Origin of the sequence: Bacillus sp. TH17, from assembly GCF_016651125.1 — a bacterium.
Lineage (GTDB): Bacteria > Bacillota > Bacilli > Bacillales > Bacillaceae_G > Bacillus_A > Bacillus_A mycoides.
In genome coordinates, this window is sequence record NZ_JAEKEN010000001.1 from 1,440,511 (window position 1) to 1,457,227 (window position 16,717).

Consider the following 16,717-nt stretch of genomic DNA (forward strand, 5'->3'; position numbering starts at 1 on the left):
GCACTTTGAAGCACTAACTTGTGTAAATTTGATTGAATTGTATAGATTTAGTTAAGTTTATCGTATCGGTATTCGTTTAATTGAAGCTGACCTATATGAATGTAATTTAGAAAAAGCAGACTTACGTGAAGCAGATTTAACGGGCGCACAATTAGGCAAGGTAAAACTTAGCGGAGCAGATTTAAGAGGAGCTGTAGTTGATAGAGTTGATTTTAAAGCTTTTGATTTAAAAAACGTGAAATTAGATATAGCGCAGGCGGTTGCAGTTGCGAGATGTTATGGAGCAAAGGTGAATTAAATCATTTGTAACACCGTTCAATATATTGAACGGTGTTACAAATAGTAATGATTTTTAAAGATTGCCTTTTACCGCTTTTATAATATGATGTGTGAAATTGCTAATGTCAGGAGATGCTGAATATGGATAGCATAAAGATTAAACAACTATATGAAGCATTAAGAAAATCTTGGTCAATAGAAACGAGTTCTAAGTGGACGAGCGAAAGCCCAGCAAAGGGACAATGTGGTGTAACGGCCCTTATTGTCCAAGAATTGTGCGGGGGAGAGATAATAAAGACGAAGATAGGTGAAGTATGGCATTTCTAAAATAAAGTAGATGGGAAAAGGTATGATTTTACTAGGACCCAATTTCATGAAACATTAAACTATATGGACATGAAGTCGAGCCGTGAAGAAGCATTTGCAGATACAAATGAAAAACAATATAGCATTTTGAAGGAAAAGACAACGAAAGAATTAAAATTATCTTTTGACTCTTAATCTTCAATAAGTTACTATAATGGTGGTAACTAATTAAAGGGAACTTCATAGAGTTGAAAGGGGAAATACTTTTGAAAACAACTTATGTAAACGCTACAATTGCAACGATGAATGAACAAAATGAAGTGATAGAAAATGGATATATCATTGTAGAAAATGATCAAATTATAGATGTAAATAGCGGAGAATTCGCTAACGATTTTGAAGTAGATGAAGTAATTGACATGAAAGGAAAGTGGGTTTTACCAGGGCTTGTCAATACACATACACATGTTGTTATGAGCCTTTTGAGAGGTATCGGAGATGATATGTTATTGCAGCCATGGCTTGAGACGAGAATTTGGCCACTTGAAAGTCAGTTTACGCCAGAGCTTGCGGTCGCTAGCACGGAATTAGGATTACTTGAAATGGTGAAAAGTGGTACAACATCATTCTCTGATATGTTTAATCCTATTGGAGTAGACCAAGATGCAATTATGGAAACGGTATCAAGGAGTGGAATGCGAGCTGCTGTTTCAAGAACTTTATTTAGCTTCGGAACGAAAGACGATGAAAAGAAAGCAATTGAAGAAGCTGAGAAATATGTGAAGCGTTACTATAACGAAAGTGGTATGTTAACTACGATGGTTGCACCGCATAGTCCATATACATGTTCCACAGAACTGTTAGAAGAGTGTGCTCGTATTGCAGTAGAAAATCAAACGATGGTTCATATTCATCTTTCTGAAACAGAGCGTGAAGTACGTGATATTGAAGCACAGTATGGGAAGCGTCCAGTAGAATATGCAGCAAGTTGCGGATTGTTTAAACGCCCAACAGTTATTGCGCACGGTGTAGTATTAAATGAAAATGAGCGTGCATTTTTAGCAGAACATGATGTTCGAGTAGCTCATAACCCAAATAGTAATTTAAAACTAGGTTCTGGTATAGCGAATGTAAAAGCGATGCTAGAAGCAGGAATAAAAGTAGGAATTGCAACAGATAGTGTGGCGTCTAACAACAATTTAGATATGTTTGAAGAAATGCGTATAGCGACTTTATTACAAAAAGGTATTCATCAAGATGCAACAGCATTACCAGTTGAAACAGCTCTTTCTCTTGCGACAAAAGGAGCTGCGGAAGTAATTGGTATGAAACAAACGGGATCACTTGAGGTTGGTAAGTGTGCTGATTTTATTACGATTGATCCATCTAATAAGCCACATTTACAACCGGCAGATGAAGTGTTATCACATCTTGTGTATGCAGCTAGTGGAAAAGATATAAGCGATGTAATTATTAATGGTAAACGTGTCGTTTGGAATGGTGAATGTAAAACGTTAGATGAAGAGCGTATTATATTTGAAGCAAGTCGTTATAAACGAGGTTTACAAAGATAGGTATTTATATACCAGTTGAGAAAGCTATCCTTTCTAGAAAATAGAATAGGGTAGCTTTTTTTATTGAACGAATAAATATCCAAAAGAATGTCGCATCTTTCTATTGGTATTTCTGCTGCAATATGGGCTGCATTAGGAGATAGTATTACATCACTAAATTATGCAGACATTCCTTATTGGAAAGTGATTAGTAATGCTAATAATATAATTAGTATGGTATTTCGGGGTTTCGTATAGCAGTGTGAGAAGGACACGACCGGCCAATGTGTACAAGATATGCAAACATGACCGATGACGCAGATATCATTACTGTTTTCGGAGGTACAAATGATTACGGGAATACGGTTACGCTGGGAACAATAAACAGTGTAGATACAGGTGCTTTTTACGGAGCATTGAACGTCCTGTGTGCAGGTTAAAAAGTAAAGTTGGCTTCAAAGGCATCGCCAAAAAGGTGGTGCTTTTTCTTTTGAGTGGAGTGGAAACCCAATTAGGTACAGCACTTGGAGGTAATAGTGCTATTCGTGAAGCGACAATTTTTTATCGGAAATGAGTTGCTTTCACTTTTAGAAAACGCTGGTCGTATGGGAATTCCGCTACCTTCAGCACTAACGAATGCAGTTGAAATTTTAGGTGGCAAGAGCAATAAGACAAGTTCTGAATATGATAATAAGAAAGGAGATGTTGAATAATGACACGTTATAGTTTACACGGAGGGCACAACAGTATTGTACAAGGGGCTAATTCCGGAAATCGAAAAGAGCATATTATGGACCGTCAGGTGAAAGATGCGGTGGCAGCTAAGTTAAGAGCTTTAGGACACACAGTCTATGATGATACAGACGAAGTAGGAAGCACTCAAGCGCAAAATTTAAATAATATCGTTCGTAATAGTAATTCCCATAATGTGGATTTGGTTGTTTCTTTTCATCTTAATTCAAGTGATGGGAATGGGCAGGGTGTGGAAGTTCTGTATTATGATCAGAAAGAGCTGGCGGCTAAAATCTCAGCTCAACTAGCAAAAGATATTGGATGGCGTGATCGTGGTGCGAAACAACGTACTGATTTAGCCGTATTGAATGGAACTAAAGCACCAGCTATTCTTATCGAATTAGGATTCATCGATAACGAATCCGACATGGCTAAATGGAATGTTGATAAAATCGCAAATTCTATCGTATATGCTCTAACGGGACAAACTGTTGGGGATGGTGGAGGAAACGGCGGTTCTAATGGTGGATATCAATATGTTAAGTCTGGTGAATTCGGGACAAACTATCTAAATGAAGCGATTCAAGCTATGGTTGAACGAGGAACAAAGGGAAAAGTTGTTGTTAATCCATTAACAGGTCTTGCTTATATCCAAACTGAGGTATTGCCTAATTCAGAACTAGATAAAATCACTTGGTGGATGGATACTCGACCAGGTGGTAAGTGGTGGTATGAATATATTAAAGTGAATTAATAATTTTTTAACAAAAGAATAGTTTGGTGCCAAAAAATAAAAGTCGTTAATTACGGCTTTTATTTTTATTTTTGAGGATGAGCTATCTCCATTCTCTTTTATTCTTTTTTCGTGTTCTTTCTTTATTTCATCTGGAATGATGATTTCAATGTTATCACGTATTTTTTATATTCCTGATGTGAAATTTCGTGACGAAGAAGGGATACTTCATGGAGTCGAAGTAGATCGGTCACAGAAAATGAAAGTGAATGAAGAGAAGTTAAAAAAGTATGAAGAGTTCACACAAATATATAAGCAGAAATATAACGGGAAGATGCCAGTCATGAATTTCTTTACAGTCACAAAATACAGCGGGGAAAACTGGAAGAGTTAGCAGCTAAGTATGATGTGTTTGTGAAAGTGTATGTAATAGAAGAAATATAAAAAGCGTTAACAATTTTGCAAACGAACTTGCTAACACCTATACGAAATAGACATAAAATATCGCTGATACGTCGCTAAATAAAATGAGAATAATTAACGACTAATAATGAATAATGGTTTATTATAATGGAAGCAACAAAATATAACGTTTTATAATATTTTATATTTAAGGAGAGCAATTTATGAAGCGAAAAAAGAGCCGTTTAATGGTAATGGCACTTGTTACATCTTTATTTTTAACAGCTTGTAATAATAAAGCGAATAAAAGTGATGTAGAAGCTAAAAAACAAGTGTTAAATGTAACAGTATCAGAAGAAATTCCTTCCCTTGATACTACGAAAACGATGGATGGTACATCAGCACACGTTATGCAAAACATATTTGAAGGATTGTATGTGATAGATGATCAAGATAATCCAACTCCCGCTATAGCAAAATCGTTTGAAAGAAGTAAAAATGGTAAAAAATATACATTTGATTTGCGTAAAGATGCAAAATGGTCAAATGGAGACAGTGTAACAGCCAATGATTTTATGTTTGCGTGGAGACGGACGGTAAGTCATGAAACAGCGTCTCAATATGCGTATATGCTCTTTTACGTGAAAAATGCGAAAGAGATAAATAAGGGAACAATGCCTCTTGATGAACTTGGGGTTAAAGTTATAAATGATTATAAGTTAGAAGTGGAACTAGAACAGCCAATTCCGTATTTTTTACAGTTGTTAGCATTACCTATATACTTACCACAGCACGAATCATTTTTAAAAGAACAAGGAAAGAATTATGCATTGGAACCTAGTAATCTCATATATAACGGTCCATTTGTATTAGAGAAGTGGAAGCATGAACAAGAATTTCAATTAAAGAAAAATGATACATATTGGGATAAAAAGAAAGTGAAATTAGAAGAAATAAACTTTCAAATTGTGAAGGATACAATGACAGCAGTAAATTTATATGAAGCTGGCGATTTGGATCGAGTACCAATTAATTCTCAATTTGTAGACAAGTATAAAGGGAATAAGCAATTGCATATGTCGAGCGATCCTGGAATTGCTATGCTCCGTTTTAATGAAAAAAATAATGCGTTAGCAAATAAGAAAGTGCGTCAGTCTATCTCATTAGCGTTAAATAAAGAAGATTTTGTAGCTCACTTTATTAATAACGGGGCAAAACCTGCAAGTGGACTTGTACCAGTTGGTCATATAAATGAAGCGACTGACAAAGATTTTAGAAAAGAAAACGGAGATATTTCTCCATACGACTTACAAAAAGCGGAAAAGATTTGGGAAGAAGCGAAAAAAGAACTTGGAGTAGAACAAATAAAACTCGAGTTTTTAACGTTTGAACAAGATAACGCAAAACGTATGGCGGAATATATAAAAGGTGACTTAGAGAAGAATTTGCAAGGACTCACGATACAAATTAAACAACAGCCATTTAAGCAAAAATTACAATTAGAACAAACAGGAGATTACGATATATCTATGGCAAATTGGGGACCTGACTATAAAGACCCAATTAGTTATTTAGAACTATTTACGACGGGTAATCCGAATAACAAAATGAATTATTCTAACCTTCACTACGACGAATTAATAAAAAAAGCTAAAAATGATTTTGTACTAGATCAGAAGAAAAGATGGGAATCGTTGCGAGAAGCTGAGCAGGTCTTATTAGAAGACGCTGCTGTGGCAACGCTGTATCATATTGGCTCAGCTTATGTACAAAAGGATTATGTAAAAGGAATTGAAAAACATCAATTTGGTGGTGTTTATACTTATAAGAATGCTTATATCGCTAATGAATAAATACAAAAAACCTTACTTTTTAAAAGTAAGGTTTTTTTAGAGAGGGCAGGGAAATCCTTTGGTGGTGTTACCAGCATATAAAGAAGATAAATGCAAAATTGTAGTTACGCATTCATAGGAAGTTGCAAAAAATCAAAAACAAAAACGGAAAGTTTTTTCGATTTGTTTAAAAATTGAATGTAGTTTCTATTCTTTGTAGGGGTGTAATATCGGAAAAAGAAGAATAGAAATATAGCATACATGGAATAAGAGAATGCAGTACAGATCAGCATACAAGCATTCTCTTTCTGTAACTACGTTTATTTTTAATTATATGAAAAGAATATTAGATTATATATTTTGTCCTTGGTATACTTAAAAGGTAATTTGGGGTATTAAGATGAATTGATAGAGGTGTTTGTGTGGAATTATTTGAGTATTATAAAAAAAGGGGACGGTTTAAGTGTTTAATTGGGACGGGGATTTTTCTCTTTGGATTATATTGTCTGTATAATAGTTGGGGTGATGTTAATTGGGGAGAAATAATATTTATGGTTATAGCTTCGTTTGTTTTTGGGGGAATTGGATTTTGGCAATTAAGAAAAGGGAACTTATTAAAAGAGAATATAGCTAAAAATGATTTGAAGTTTTGGGATATTGATACTTATGTTTTACTAGAATTACCTCAAAATAATAAACATTACGGTTTATATACTCCCGATGGGGCCTATATAGTAGGAACAACTATGATTTCAACTGATATAATTTCTTCAAAATTACCTTTTTTAAAAAACAAGCAAGTTATTTGGTTGGAAGCAAGGGATGGGGAAATTCTTGCATATTTTCATAGTGAAGTTGAAAACTATGATTGGGCTATTTATGACTCAAATTATAATTGTGTAGGTATGTTTAAAGAAAATATGATACAAGGATTTGGAATGGTACGTGGTTCTTTAATGAATGAAAAAGAGATAAAACTTTCTGAAGTAGAAGTTGAATTTGATTTTTTCGAAACTTCTTTTCGTACAATGGATAATCGGATATTAATAAACTGTAAAAGAGGATATATGCCTTTGGAATAGAGCGAAAGATTCGGATTAAATGTACCTATTATTAAATTAGGTAATAATGTTTCTAATGCTGAAAAGATATTTGGTTTAGGGGTTCTTTTCTACATTTTAGAAACAATTAAAGTAAGAAAAAGTAGGGTTTTTAATGATTAGGATTAAAAATTTGTGTTATGAAATTTTTTGAATGCGTTATTGGGATAGGGGGATATTCATGAGGAATATACAAGTTAGACCGGAAGAATTGAGGAGAATTGCAAAGAATTTTAAATATGCTAGTAATATTTCTTCGGAGTATAATTTCTTTTTGAATCATGAAGATATCTCTAGTGTGTTACATCTTGGTTTTATTAATGAAACAGAATTAGAGTTTCAAAAATTATTTAAAAAAGAAATTGAAGAAAAGCAGTGATTCTTTTAAGGTGTTGGTGTTGGTGTTTTTGAAATAGTTAAATAATTAATCTTAATTCATATACATAAAAAAGGAGGATTTCTATGAAATCATTACGTTTATTCATGATTCTCACTCTTGTCGTATTGTTAAGCGCGTGCAATACAGCAACACAAGTTACAAAGGTTCAAAAAAATGGCGAAACGACTTTAAAAATTGGTTCCCTGCAAGGGTATTACGATGTGCAAACGCTTAAAGCTGAAAAAGGAAATGTGGAAATTCCTTATGAAGCAGCCGTTGAAGAAGGTACGATTTTATTGCAAGTTACAAAAGATGATAAGGTAATTTATGAAGAAGAAGTCACTTCTCAAAAGGAAGGTTTGCTTTCTTTTGAAGCGCCAAAATCCGGATCATATGATTTAATTGTACGCGTGAAGGGTGAAAAAGAGAAAGCAAAAGAAATTCAAATACATACTAAGCTATGAAAAAACGGCAAGTGGAGTGCACCCGCTTGCCGTTTCCATTTTCAGTTGATTCTGTTACAACATATGTTTATGAAGTGATCCGCTGAGTCCTGATGTTTATTCCGCCGAAATTCCTGATGAAGTTAAAATAAGAGATGAACAAAAGAATGTGTTACAAACTTGGCATGTTAGTAACGAAATTGATAACTCTCTTTTACATGATAAAAAGACTGGGTTTGATACATTTGTATTTGAAAGAGATGTAGATGGTAAAAAGCAAGTAGTAGCACTCAGGGGGACATAAGGTGATGATCTTTTTGGAGAAGGTGTCCCAGACCTTACTACAGATATTGATTATATATGGGGGTAAATAAGTTGAAAAACATTGAAGTTCTAAATAAATACATTGAAGGGTTTTCTGATGATCTCCCTACGTGGTTAAAGCATCTAATCGAGGCAGAGGAGATACATCAAAACTATGAGAATGTACAAGTACTTGGTGAATTAAAAACAGATGCGGTGTTGTACTATGTACACCGTACGCTGCAAGTGTTAGATGGATTGTCTTTAGATGAAGAAGCGTATCGCATTATTGAAAAAGTACTAACGTATAGTGAGCTTGCAAAGGTAGGCTCTTTAAAACAGCGAGAGAAATGGAAGAAGAACGGAATCAATCTATTGGTACATAACGAGGGTTCTGCTGATATCTTTAGTGATATTCAGTTTATCGAACATATAGAGACAAACTTAAACTCTACTGAGTATTTGTTTGTTCGAGATTTAATTAGAACACATGGATTAATCGGGCAGTATATCCGCGGAGAGGCTCGTTTGAACTCTCATATTGATTTAATTGACACATATAAAGAAGAATACGGAGACGTTAGGTTAAAGGAGATTCTATACTATCTTAATCAATGTATTATTGAAGGTGTATCAAAATCTTTGTGGAGCGAAGTAAAGAACGATGTGAAGATTACAATTGATGGGCTATTTGATGGTTATGTGGAGCCATTTACTTCTCGTGTACATAGACTCACGCCAAAACATAAGGAGTCAGTATTTGAAAAAGATATAATTATGGGGAGCGAGAAGAGAGACGTTCAAACATTTTTATCTGATAAGGATTTGTGGTATGTAGAACCGTCTATGCATGCCCTTAGCTTCGAGGATATTTGGACAGTTTTTGTTATGTTAAAGAACGAGATAGGCACTAGAAAGGTTCAGCATATCCATTTCGAGAAATTGATGCAGCAGTTGCACTATGATTTCAAAGGCGAGAAGAAGGACAACGTGTATCGTAAGCGGGTTATTGAGAAGTATCTACGGGAGTACCGTGAGAACGAGAAGCCGAATACAACACATGTTTCTTTTGAGGTTAAAGTCGATGAAGATATGAAGACTGCGTATGTGTCGTTTCAGTTTTCTGCTGTAGGTGAAGCGTTAATCATCTTCTGTGTAGAGGCAGAAAAGATAGATATGATGCATGCTCGGGCAAATGTACTGCTCTTTGATTTCTTCGGGTTACGAAAGGATGCATATGATAGATTCCATAACGAAGAAGTGTATTTGGAGCATATGAATAGTTCGGCTGATGATAAACGAATTATTCTTGATTATATAAAGGGAGATACGATTGTAGATGTCGGATCCGGTGGTGGTGTTATGCTAGACATGATTGAAGAAGAGACCGAGGATAAACGAATCTACGGTATCGATATTTCCGAAAATGTGATTGATACGTTGAAAAAGAAGAAACAGGACGAAAGTCGTTCTTGGGACGTCATTAAAGGGGATGCTATCAACTTAGGTAGCTCGTTTGATAAAGAATCGGTTGATACGATTGTGTATTCTTCTATCCTTCATGAGCTGTTCTCTTATATTGAGTATGAAGGTAAGAAATTCAATCATGAAGTAATCAAAAAGGGGTTACAGAGTGCTTACGAGGTGATAAAGCCAGGAGGTCGTATTATCATTCGTGATGGCATCATGACTGAAGATAAAATGTTAATGCGTGTGATTCATTTTAAAGATGCAGGTGGAATGAAGTTCTTAGAGCAGTATGTCCGTGAATTTAAGGGGCGTATAATCCAGTATGAGGTACTTGCAGACAATACAGTCAAAATGCCTGTTAACGATGCGATGGAGTTCTTATATACGTATACATGGGGTGAGGATTCCTTCGTTCACGAGGTGCAAGAGCAGTTTGGAGTCTTTACGCCAAACGACTATCAGGATTTCGTAAAGGGTATCTTTGGAGATAAAGTAAACATCGTTCAAGCTATGAACTATTTACAGGATGGATATACACAACATCTTAGCGAGAAAATCGATTTTAAAGATGAGTCTGGGAATGCGGTTGTGCTACCGGATAGTACGTTCTTTATGGTTTTAGAAAAGAGGTAATGATATTGAAAACTTATAAAAAGTTTAGTTTGTGGGTTTCGATATGTTTGTGGAGGATCTCGTTCTAAAGCATATGCAATGACGGGAGATTACATGGAAAGCGAACCTTTCTGTGTATACATTCCAAAAGCATTGCGAAAACAGAAAAAGAACGTAAAAAAGGGACATGAGTAAGAATATGCTCATGCCCTTTGTTTAGATTATATAATTTATTGTACTTCGCATCAGTCGTATGATGATCTAAGAAATGAAAAACGCTCGGTTTCCCATCTTTCGTTAAAAATCCACTATCTTGATTCATTATGCTGAAACGAGTTTTTACGTATAATTTCTATTAAACTCATTTTAATAAAGAATAATAATTCGTATCATATGGGATATCATCTTGATACATATAATTTTTTAGAACGCCTTCTTTTTCAAATCCTAATTTTAATAGCACTTTATTTGAAGCCTCATTTTCAAGAAAGACAATTGCTCCGATCCGTTTTAAATGAAGTGTGTGGAAACCGTATGATATAACTTCAGAAACCGCTTCAGTCGCATATCCATTTCCCCAGTGTTCAGGCAAAAAGGCATAACTTATATTTGCTCGTTTATGTTCGGAAGACCAATCATGAAAACCAATTGTTCCAATGAGCCCTTTCTTATCTTTTAATTCGATTCCCCATTTAATGCCGCTTCTTGCGTTGTAACCAAACTTAAAATTAGTAAGGATTTGCTTTACTTGATCCAAGTTTTGCAATGGTTTTTGGCCATAATGGCGCAGGACATCAGTATTAGAAAAGCACTGTAATATACTCGGTGCATCTTCTTCGGTAAGTTCTCGTAAAATGAGTCGGTTGGTTTTTAATATAGGAAACATATTTTCACTCCATTTCTTCTGAAACTAGAATGTGTTGTTATTATATAATCTAATCTGAAAATAAAGATTATTCAAGAGGGAAGTATGGTTTTGATTTGTGATAAAATTGATTGTGGAATATATTTCAAAAAGAGGTTTGTATATGGCGAAAAACTCAATTTTAATTGTAGATGATGATCGAGATATTATTCGATTCGTTAATGAAAATTTAAAACAAGAAGGTTTTAGTGTTTTTAGTGCTGACAACGGAGAAGAGGCGTTAGAGGTATTGAATAATAATGATGTTCAACTTGCTATCCTTGATGTTATGATGCCTCAAATGGATGGGATTGAATTGTGTAGAAGGATAAGAGAGAAATATAGTTTACCAATTATGTTTTTAAGCGCGAAATCATCGGACGTAGATAAAGTCGTTGGATTTAGTACTGGGGCAGATGATTATATTGTGAAACCGTTCAGTACAATTGAATTTATAGCAAGAGTGAAAGCTCAATTAAGAAGGTATACATACTTCAATCAAAATGCTGTTCAAGTAATAGAAAAGAAAATAAACATTAGAGGTTTAGAAATAGATGAAGTGTCGAGAACAGTGATGTTATATGGAGAAACAATCAATCTTACGAAAACTGAATATGATATTTTGTACTTAATGGCCGCTGCAATGAATCGTGTGTTTACTATTGAAGAAATATATGAAAGCGTTTGGAAAGAAAGGGCCTATGAAAGTAATAATACAGTAATGGTTCATATTGCAAGATTAAGAAATAAAATTGAAGAGAATCCAAAAGAGCCGAAGTTTATTCAAAATGTTTGGGGAGTCGGATATAAAATTGAAGATTAAATCATTACAAGGCATGAGAGCTAAGTTTTTTATCGCATTCATATGTAGCATTTTGTTAGCAACTGTAAGTATAATAGCGTTTCAAATTGTAATTGGAAATATATATAGTCATGTTACTGCGTTAGAGGAAAAATATTCATTTTTATATTTAATAGTTTTTTTAATTTTTACTACAATATACTTTGCATTCATGACAAAAACAATGATGAAAAGATTATCTGAAATTAACAAGAGTCTGAAGGAAATAAGTAATGGTAATTTTGAAATACATATACTTATTTCAAAAAATGACGAGATTGGTGAATTAGCAGCGAATGTTAATAGAATGGCCAAAAGTTTAAAAGAGTCTATCGAGAATGAAAAAAAATCGCAAGAAATGAAAAATGAAATGATTAGTAATATTTCTCATGACTTACGAACACCTGTAACATCCCTAATAGGTTACGCGGACCTGTTAGGAAATCAGCTTCATTCAAATAGAGAAGAATGTGAACAGTATGTAAGTATATTAAAGCGAAAAAGTTATGAATTAAAAAATCAAGTAGATGGTTTATTAGAATATTGTCAAATAAATTATAGAGAGATCGAATTACATAAAAGTGTAATAAATATGAAAGCGTTCATTGAACAAATCATGATTGATTTTTTACCACAACTAGATGATGCTGATATGAGCTTTTGTATTAAAGGTGATAAGGTGTTACATGTGGAAATGGATGTAGCGGTTATGGTGAGGCTATTCGAAAATGTAATTAGTAATAGTATTATGTACGGGAAAGACGGAAAGGAGATTTTAATTCAAGTTTCTAAAAGAGATATGAATGTTGAAATAGAAATTAAAAATTTTGGACAATGCATTCCGAATGAGAACTTTCCTTACGTTTTTGAAAAGTTTTATCGTGGTGAAAAATCACGTAGCTCTCATACGGGTGGAAAAGGAATGGGGCTTGCAATTGCGAGAAGTATAGCGGAACTTCATAAAGGAGATATCACTGTACGTAGTAACGATAAAGAAACGGTTTTCACTATCGTTTTACCGCAGTATAAAGAAATGTAAGAAAGTCGTAAGTATTTCTTTCATATGTCGTAATTTTTACTTCGTATCATGGGGAACAAAGATAGGAGAGTAGGGATACAGCATGTGGAAGAGATTTTTATTAGCGATTATAGTTGCTTTTTTAATTATAAGTTGGAGTTTAGTTTATTTAGGTAATGGCGTTACATCAGTCTTTGTTTGGTGGATTATACAGGCTTTTAGTGTAATTTCAGTTTTTCTCTTAATAGGCTCAGCAGTAATGTTTGTTTGGAAAGGCATTTTTAGAAAGCGGATAGATGGAACGCTACTATTAATAGTTCTGTTTTCTACCATTGGAGCTTGGCCCGTGGGATGGTTCGCTAACATTGGGAGAATTGCATACCCAGTAGATGTACAGTCTATGAGTCCTAAAGTAGTCGTTCGTTTTCCTTTGAATGAACGAGCATTGATAGGTTGGGGCGGCGATAAATTAGAAACGAACTATCACGTTATAAAACCAAATGAACGATGGGCATACGATATTCTCATTCCACCAGCTGAAGTGAAAAGTAGTAAGTTAGAGGATTATGGAATATATGGAGCGAAAGTAATGGCACCAGCTTCTGGGACAGTTGTATCAATTAAAAATGATGAAATAGATTTAGTTCCGGGATCGGATGATTTTCAATCGATGGCGGGAAATCATATTTATTTACGACTGGATGAAACAGGTACATTTTTGTTTCTTGCCCATTTAAAGAAAGGATCAATTAAAGTGAGGGAAGGCGAACGTGTAAATGAAGGGGAGGTTCTTGCCCAAGTCGGTAACTCAGGAAGTTCAAGTGAACCACATTTACATATCCATCATCAAAGGCAGGATCCATCCAAGGTGAGTATGTTTTTCACGGAAGGCTTGCCACTTTATTTTCGAACTGAAAAAGGTGCGATAATGCCAGAAAGAGGGACATACATAAGTGGTAAGTAGAAGGAAATCATTTCATACAAAAAGGGTATTCCAAATCAAATTTGGAATACCCTTTTTTATTAACCTACAAATGTTTGATACAGTAAGAAAATATTTAAAACGATAATAAGTGCAGCGATTAACCACGCGATAAATGTTGTAATGCGATGGTTGACGAGTGCGCCCATAATCTTCTTATTACTTGTAAACATAATAAGTGGTACTAATGCAAAGGCAATACCGAAAGATAAGACAACTTGACTCATAACGAGAGCGTAAGTTGGATTTACACCTAAAGCGATAATAACGAGAGGCGGAATCATTGTTATAAATCGGCGTAAGTATAACGGAATATGCATTCGAATGAATCCTTGCATAATAATATCACCAGACATCGTACCAACAGAAGAACTAGATAAACCTGCTGATAAAAGTCCAATCCCAAATAATGCAGCCGATACAGGACCGACTAAATTACTGAACTGGTTAAAAGCAACATCAAGGTCTTCAACGTGCAAGCCGTTTTTAAAGAATAGTGCAGCTGCTACAATTAACATACTTGCATTAATTGCTCCAGCGATAACCATTGCAATAATAATATCGATGAATTCGAAGCGGAAAATCTTTTTCTTTTGTTCATCATTTGTTCCGACTACACGGCGCTGCGTTAAGGCCGAATGTAAATATATCGCGTGTGGCATTACTGTCGCACCTAAAATTCCAGCTGCTAAAAGGATGCTATCTACACCTTGGAATTTTGGAGTGAAAAGTCCTGAGAGTAGAGGGCTTAATTCCGGTTTTGCGTAAAAGACTTGGATACCAAAAGCGATAACAACGATAAAAATCATACCTGTTATGATAGCTTCTAATGGACGAAAGCCTCTGCGTTGAAATTCAAGAATAATAAATGATCCAACTGCTGTAATTAAAGCAGCTGGTAACATCGGAATTCCAAATAGTAAGTATAAGCCAAGTGCTGCCCCGATAAATTCAGCTAAATCTGTAGCCATAATAACGAGTTCCCCTTGTATCCATAAACCGATGGAAACTGGTTTGGGGAAGTTTTCGCGAGCTACTTCAGGAAGATTTCTCCCAGTAGCGATTCCTAATTTAGCTGATAAAGTTTGAATTAATACAGCCATTAAATTAGAAGCGAGTATTACCCAAAGCAATAAATACCCATATTGTGATCCAGCTGCGATATTTGTAGCGAAGTTCCCAGGATCAATATAAGCAACTGATGCGATAAAAGCAGGTCCTAAGAATGGTAACAGTCTTTTAAAGCCTTTTGTTTGTCCACTTAACGCTAAATGGGCTGATTGAACTGTTGTACTTTGAGAAGGGACTTGTTCATTTTTTGTTATATCTTTATTCATAGTAGTATTCCCCTTTGAAATCTTAACTTGATTAAAGTTTCACTTTATTCTTACTCGTTATTTCAATACGTTTAGATATATGATGTGGCAATTTCATTTGAACATAAAAGTTTCCTTAATGCAAATTATATGACTGTGTGCAATGAATGGTATGACGATGCAAAAATATTTTGGGAGTTTATGGTTGCTGAATAAGGGAGAAGATAATAAATTATAGGGTTGTTTTTGAAATTTATGTGAACATACAGCCTATATTACAGCATATTAATTGATGGAAATGAAATTGTATGATATATAATATATTGGGATTACAACCTAACCGTAGTGTTTTGTTCTGTAATCTTGTTTTTATTTCTGTTAACTTATAGAAAAAATTGTAAATAGAAGAAAATAGGCTACGTATAATTTTGTATATATTTTCTTATTATATATGTTTTGATATGAACGTTAACTTATACATGATTTTAAAATTTAGATAGGTGGTAGAAATACATTGGCAACTACAAAACCATATAGAGTATTACTATATTACATGTACACAACAATTGAAAACCCAGAAGAATTTGCTGAACAGCATTTAGAATTTTGTAAATCACTTGAGTTAAAAGGAAGAATTCTTGTAGCGACAGAAGGAATTAACGGAACTTGTTCTGGAACTGTTGAACAAACAGAAAAATACGTGGAAGCGATGAATAATGATCCACGTTTTGCTGGAATCGTATTTAAAATTGATGAGGCAGATGAACATGCATTCAAGAAAATGCACGTACGTCCTCGTTCAGAGTTAGTTACACTTCGTCTAGAAGACGACATTAACCCGAAAGAAATTACTGGGAAGTATTTAGAACCAAAAGATTTTTATGAGGCAATGAAACAAGAAGATACAGTTATTATTGATGCACGAAATGATTATGAATTTGATTTAGGACACTTCAAAGGTGCGATTAAACCAGATATTGAATCATTCCGTGAATTACCAGATTGGATTAGAGAAAATAAAGAAACACTTGAGGGTAAAAAGATTTTAACGTACTGTACAGGTGGAATTCGTTGTGAGAAATTCTCAGGTTGGTTAGTTCGTGAAGGTTATGAAGATGTAAGCCAGCTTCATGGCGGAATTGTAACGTACGGAAAAGATCCAGAAGTACAAGGTGAACTTTGGGATGGTCAATGTTACGTATTTGATGAGCGTATCGCTGTACCAGTAAACCAAAAAGAACATGTTATCGTTGGTAAAGATCACTTTACAGGTGAACCTTGTGAGCGCTATGTAAACTGTGCAAACCCTGAATGTAACAAGAAAATTTTATGTTCTGAAGAAAGTGAAGCAAAACATTTACGTGCATGTTCTCATGAATGTCGTGTACACCCACGTAACCGTTACATCGTGCAACACGAATTAACAGAAGAGCAAGTAGCTGCTACATTAGAAAAAATCGAAGCAGGTAAGTAAGCATAATAGAAAACAGATGGTAGCATCGTGCTGCCATC

14 protein-coding genes and 7 pseudogenes are annotated in these 16,717 nt (G+C 34.6%); 19 read left to right on the forward strand and 2 right to left on the reverse strand.

Going from position 1 to position 16,717, the window contains the following annotated elements; translation table 11 throughout:
- Positions 1-67: 67 nt before the first annotated feature.
- From JFT95_RS07320 to JFT95_RS07375, 15 genes and pseudogenes are all read left to right on the forward strand, one after another.
- Positions 68-298: pseudogene (locus JFT95_RS07320) on the forward strand (pentapeptide repeat-containing protein); the annotation flags it as partial.
- Between the two features lie 122 nt (positions 299-420).
- Positions 421-780: pseudogene (locus tag JFT95_RS07325) on the forward strand (YunG family protein).
- Positions 781-833: 53 nt separating this feature from the next.
- Positions 834-2,159, forward strand: a complete 1,326-nt coding sequence (locus tag JFT95_RS07330; RefSeq protein WP_012260737.1) for a bifunctional S-methyl-5'-thioadenosine deaminase/S-adenosylhomocysteine deaminase — start codon at positions 834-836, stop codon at positions 2,157-2,159.
- Positions 2,160-2,443: 284 nt separating this feature from the next.
- Positions 2,444-2,578: a hypothetical protein gene (locus JFT95_RS29850; RefSeq protein WP_255256129.1), complete on the forward strand. Its 135-nt coding sequence runs from the start codon at positions 2,444-2,446 to the stop codon at positions 2,576-2,578.
- Positions 2,575-2,851, forward strand: a pseudogene (locus JFT95_RS07335) (phage holin family protein); the annotation flags it as partial. The gene JFT95_RS29850 and the pseudogene JFT95_RS07335, both read left to right, overlap by 4 nt.
- Positions 2,851-3,360: pseudogene (locus tag JFT95_RS07340) on the forward strand (N-acetylmuramoyl-L-alanine amidase); the annotation flags it as partial. The pseudogenes JFT95_RS07335 and JFT95_RS07340, both read left to right, overlap by 1 nt.
- Positions 3,361-3,459: 99 nt before the next feature.
- Positions 3,460-3,624 carry an N-acetylmuramoyl-L-alanine amidase C-terminal domain-containing protein gene (locus tag JFT95_RS30105; RefSeq protein WP_369811979.1) on the forward strand — a complete coding sequence of 55 codons (165 nt, stop codon included), beginning with the start codon at positions 3,460-3,462 and terminating at the stop codon, positions 3,622-3,624.
- A gap of 169 nt (positions 3,625-3,793) precedes the next feature.
- A pseudogene (locus tag JFT95_RS07345) lies at positions 3,794-4,047 on the forward strand (replication-relaxation family protein); the annotation flags it as partial.
- 182 nt (positions 4,048-4,229) lie between these two features.
- Complete coding sequence (locus JFT95_RS07350) at positions 4,230-5,858, forward strand: peptide ABC transporter substrate-binding protein (protein ID WP_201051837.1); 1,629 nt, start codon at positions 4,230-4,232, stop codon at positions 5,856-5,858.
- A gap of 401 nt (positions 5,859-6,259) precedes the next feature.
- A pseudogene (locus tag JFT95_RS07355) lies at positions 6,260-7,060 on the forward strand (ABC transporter ATP-binding protein).
- Positions 7,061-7,091: 31 nt separating this feature from the next.
- On the forward strand, positions 7,092-7,316 hold the full coding sequence (locus JFT95_RS07360) for a hypothetical protein (RefSeq protein WP_307838400.1): 225 nt from the start codon (positions 7,092-7,094) through the stop codon (positions 7,314-7,316).
- 83 nt (positions 7,317-7,399) lie between these two features.
- Positions 7,400-7,780 carry a BA_1872 family lipoprotein gene (locus JFT95_RS07365; protein WP_002031172.1) on the forward strand — a complete coding sequence of 127 codons (381 nt, stop codon included), beginning with the start codon at positions 7,400-7,402 and terminating at the stop codon, positions 7,778-7,780.
- Between the two features lie 148 nt (positions 7,781-7,928).
- Positions 7,929-8,063 (forward strand): hypothetical protein, encoded by a 135-nt coding sequence (locus JFT95_RS29855; protein ID WP_012260740.1) that lies wholly within the window; start codon positions 7,929-7,931, stop codon positions 8,061-8,063.
- Positions 8,064-8,119: 56 nt separating this feature from the next.
- Positions 8,120-10,165: a class I SAM-dependent methyltransferase gene (locus JFT95_RS07370; RefSeq protein ID WP_201051838.1), complete on the forward strand. Its 2,046-nt coding sequence runs from the start codon at positions 8,120-8,122 to the stop codon at positions 10,163-10,165.
- Positions 10,166-10,192: 27 nt separating this feature from the next.
- Positions 10,193-10,339, forward strand: a pseudogene (locus tag JFT95_RS07375) (radical SAM/SPASM domain-containing protein); the annotation flags it as partial.
- 166 nt (positions 10,340-10,505) lie between these two features.
- On the opposite strand, the gene JFT95_RS07380 reads toward JFT95_RS07375, so the two are convergent.
- On the reverse strand, positions 10,506-11,030 hold the full coding sequence (locus JFT95_RS07380; RefSeq protein WP_201051839.1) for a GNAT family N-acetyltransferase: 525 nt from the start codon (positions 11,028-11,030) through the stop codon (positions 10,506-10,508).
- A 142-nt stretch (positions 11,031-11,172) separates the two neighbouring features.
- Here JFT95_RS07380 and JFT95_RS07385 point away from each other — a divergent pair, with 142 nt between their 5' ends.
- The 3 genes from JFT95_RS07385 to JFT95_RS07395 all read left to right on the forward strand — a co-directional run bounded on the left by JFT95_RS07385 (position 11,173) and on the right by JFT95_RS07395 (position 13,871).
- Entirely contained in the window at positions 11,173-11,871 is a 699-nt protein-coding gene (locus tag JFT95_RS07385) for a response regulator transcription factor (RefSeq protein ID WP_201051841.1), read from the forward strand.
- Entirely contained in the window at positions 11,861-12,928 is a 1,068-nt protein-coding gene (locus tag JFT95_RS07390; protein ID WP_201051843.1) for a sensor histidine kinase, read from the forward strand. The genes JFT95_RS07385 and JFT95_RS07390 overlap by 11 nt, the downstream gene beginning before the upstream one ends.
- An 82-nt stretch (positions 12,929-13,010) precedes the next feature.
- Positions 13,011-13,871 (forward strand): M23 family metallopeptidase, encoded by an 861-nt coding sequence (locus JFT95_RS07395; protein WP_002031165.1) that lies wholly within the window; start codon positions 13,011-13,013, stop codon positions 13,869-13,871.
- A gap of 59 nt (positions 13,872-13,930) precedes the next feature.
- On the opposite strand, the gene JFT95_RS07400 is transcribed toward JFT95_RS07395, so the two are convergent.
- Positions 13,931-15,226, reverse strand: coding sequence for an Nramp family divalent metal transporter (locus tag JFT95_RS07400; protein ID WP_016103141.1), 1,296 nt, complete (start codon positions 15,224-15,226; stop codon positions 13,931-13,933).
- A 493-nt stretch (positions 15,227-15,719) separates the two neighbouring features.
- On the opposite strand from JFT95_RS07400, the gene trhO reads away from it, so the two are divergent.
- Positions 15,720-16,679, forward strand: a complete 960-nt coding sequence (gene trhO, locus JFT95_RS07405; RefSeq protein ID WP_002086277.1) for an oxygen-dependent tRNA uridine(34) hydroxylase TrhO — start codon at positions 15,720-15,722, stop codon at positions 16,677-16,679.
- The last annotated feature ends 38 nt before the right edge of the window (positions 16,680-16,717 follow it).

Excerpts from the sequence above, each read along its gene's own strand:
- JFT95_RS07360 (WP_307838400.1), top strand. The coding sequence starts at position 7,092 with ATGCGTTATTGGGATAGGGGGATATTCATGAGGAATATACAAGTTAGA.
- JFT95_RS07395 (WP_002031165.1), top strand. The coding sequence starts at position 13,011 with ATGTGGAAGAGATTTTTATTAGCGATTATAGTTGCTTTTTTAATTATA.
- JFT95_RS07370 (WP_201051838.1), top strand. The coding sequence starts at position 8,120 with ATGGGGGTAAATAAGTTGAAAAACATTGAAGTTCTAAATAAATACATT.
- JFT95_RS29850 (WP_255256129.1), top strand. The coding sequence starts at position 2,444 with ATGACCGATGACGCAGATATCATTACTGTTTTCGGAGGTACAAATGAT.
- JFT95_RS07380 (WP_201051839.1), bottom strand. The coding sequence starts at position 11,030 with ATGTTTCCTATATTAAAAACCAACCGACTCATTTTACGAGAACTTACC.
- JFT95_RS07400 (WP_016103141.1), bottom strand. The coding sequence starts at position 15,226 with ATGAATAAAGATATAACAAAAAATGAACAAGTCCCTTCTCAAAGTACA.
- JFT95_RS07365 (WP_002031172.1), top strand. The coding sequence starts at position 7,400 with ATGAAATCATTACGTTTATTCATGATTCTCACTCTTGTCGTATTGTTA.
- JFT95_RS07385 (WP_201051841.1), top strand. The coding sequence starts at position 11,173 with ATGGCGAAAAACTCAATTTTAATTGTAGATGATGATCGAGATATTATT.
- JFT95_RS30105 (WP_369811979.1), top strand. The coding sequence starts at position 3,460 with ATGGTTGAACGAGGAACAAAGGGAAAAGTTGTTGTTAATCCATTAACA.
- JFT95_RS07350 (WP_201051837.1), top strand. The coding sequence starts at position 4,230 with ATGAAGCGAAAAAAGAGCCGTTTAATGGTAATGGCACTTGTTACATCT.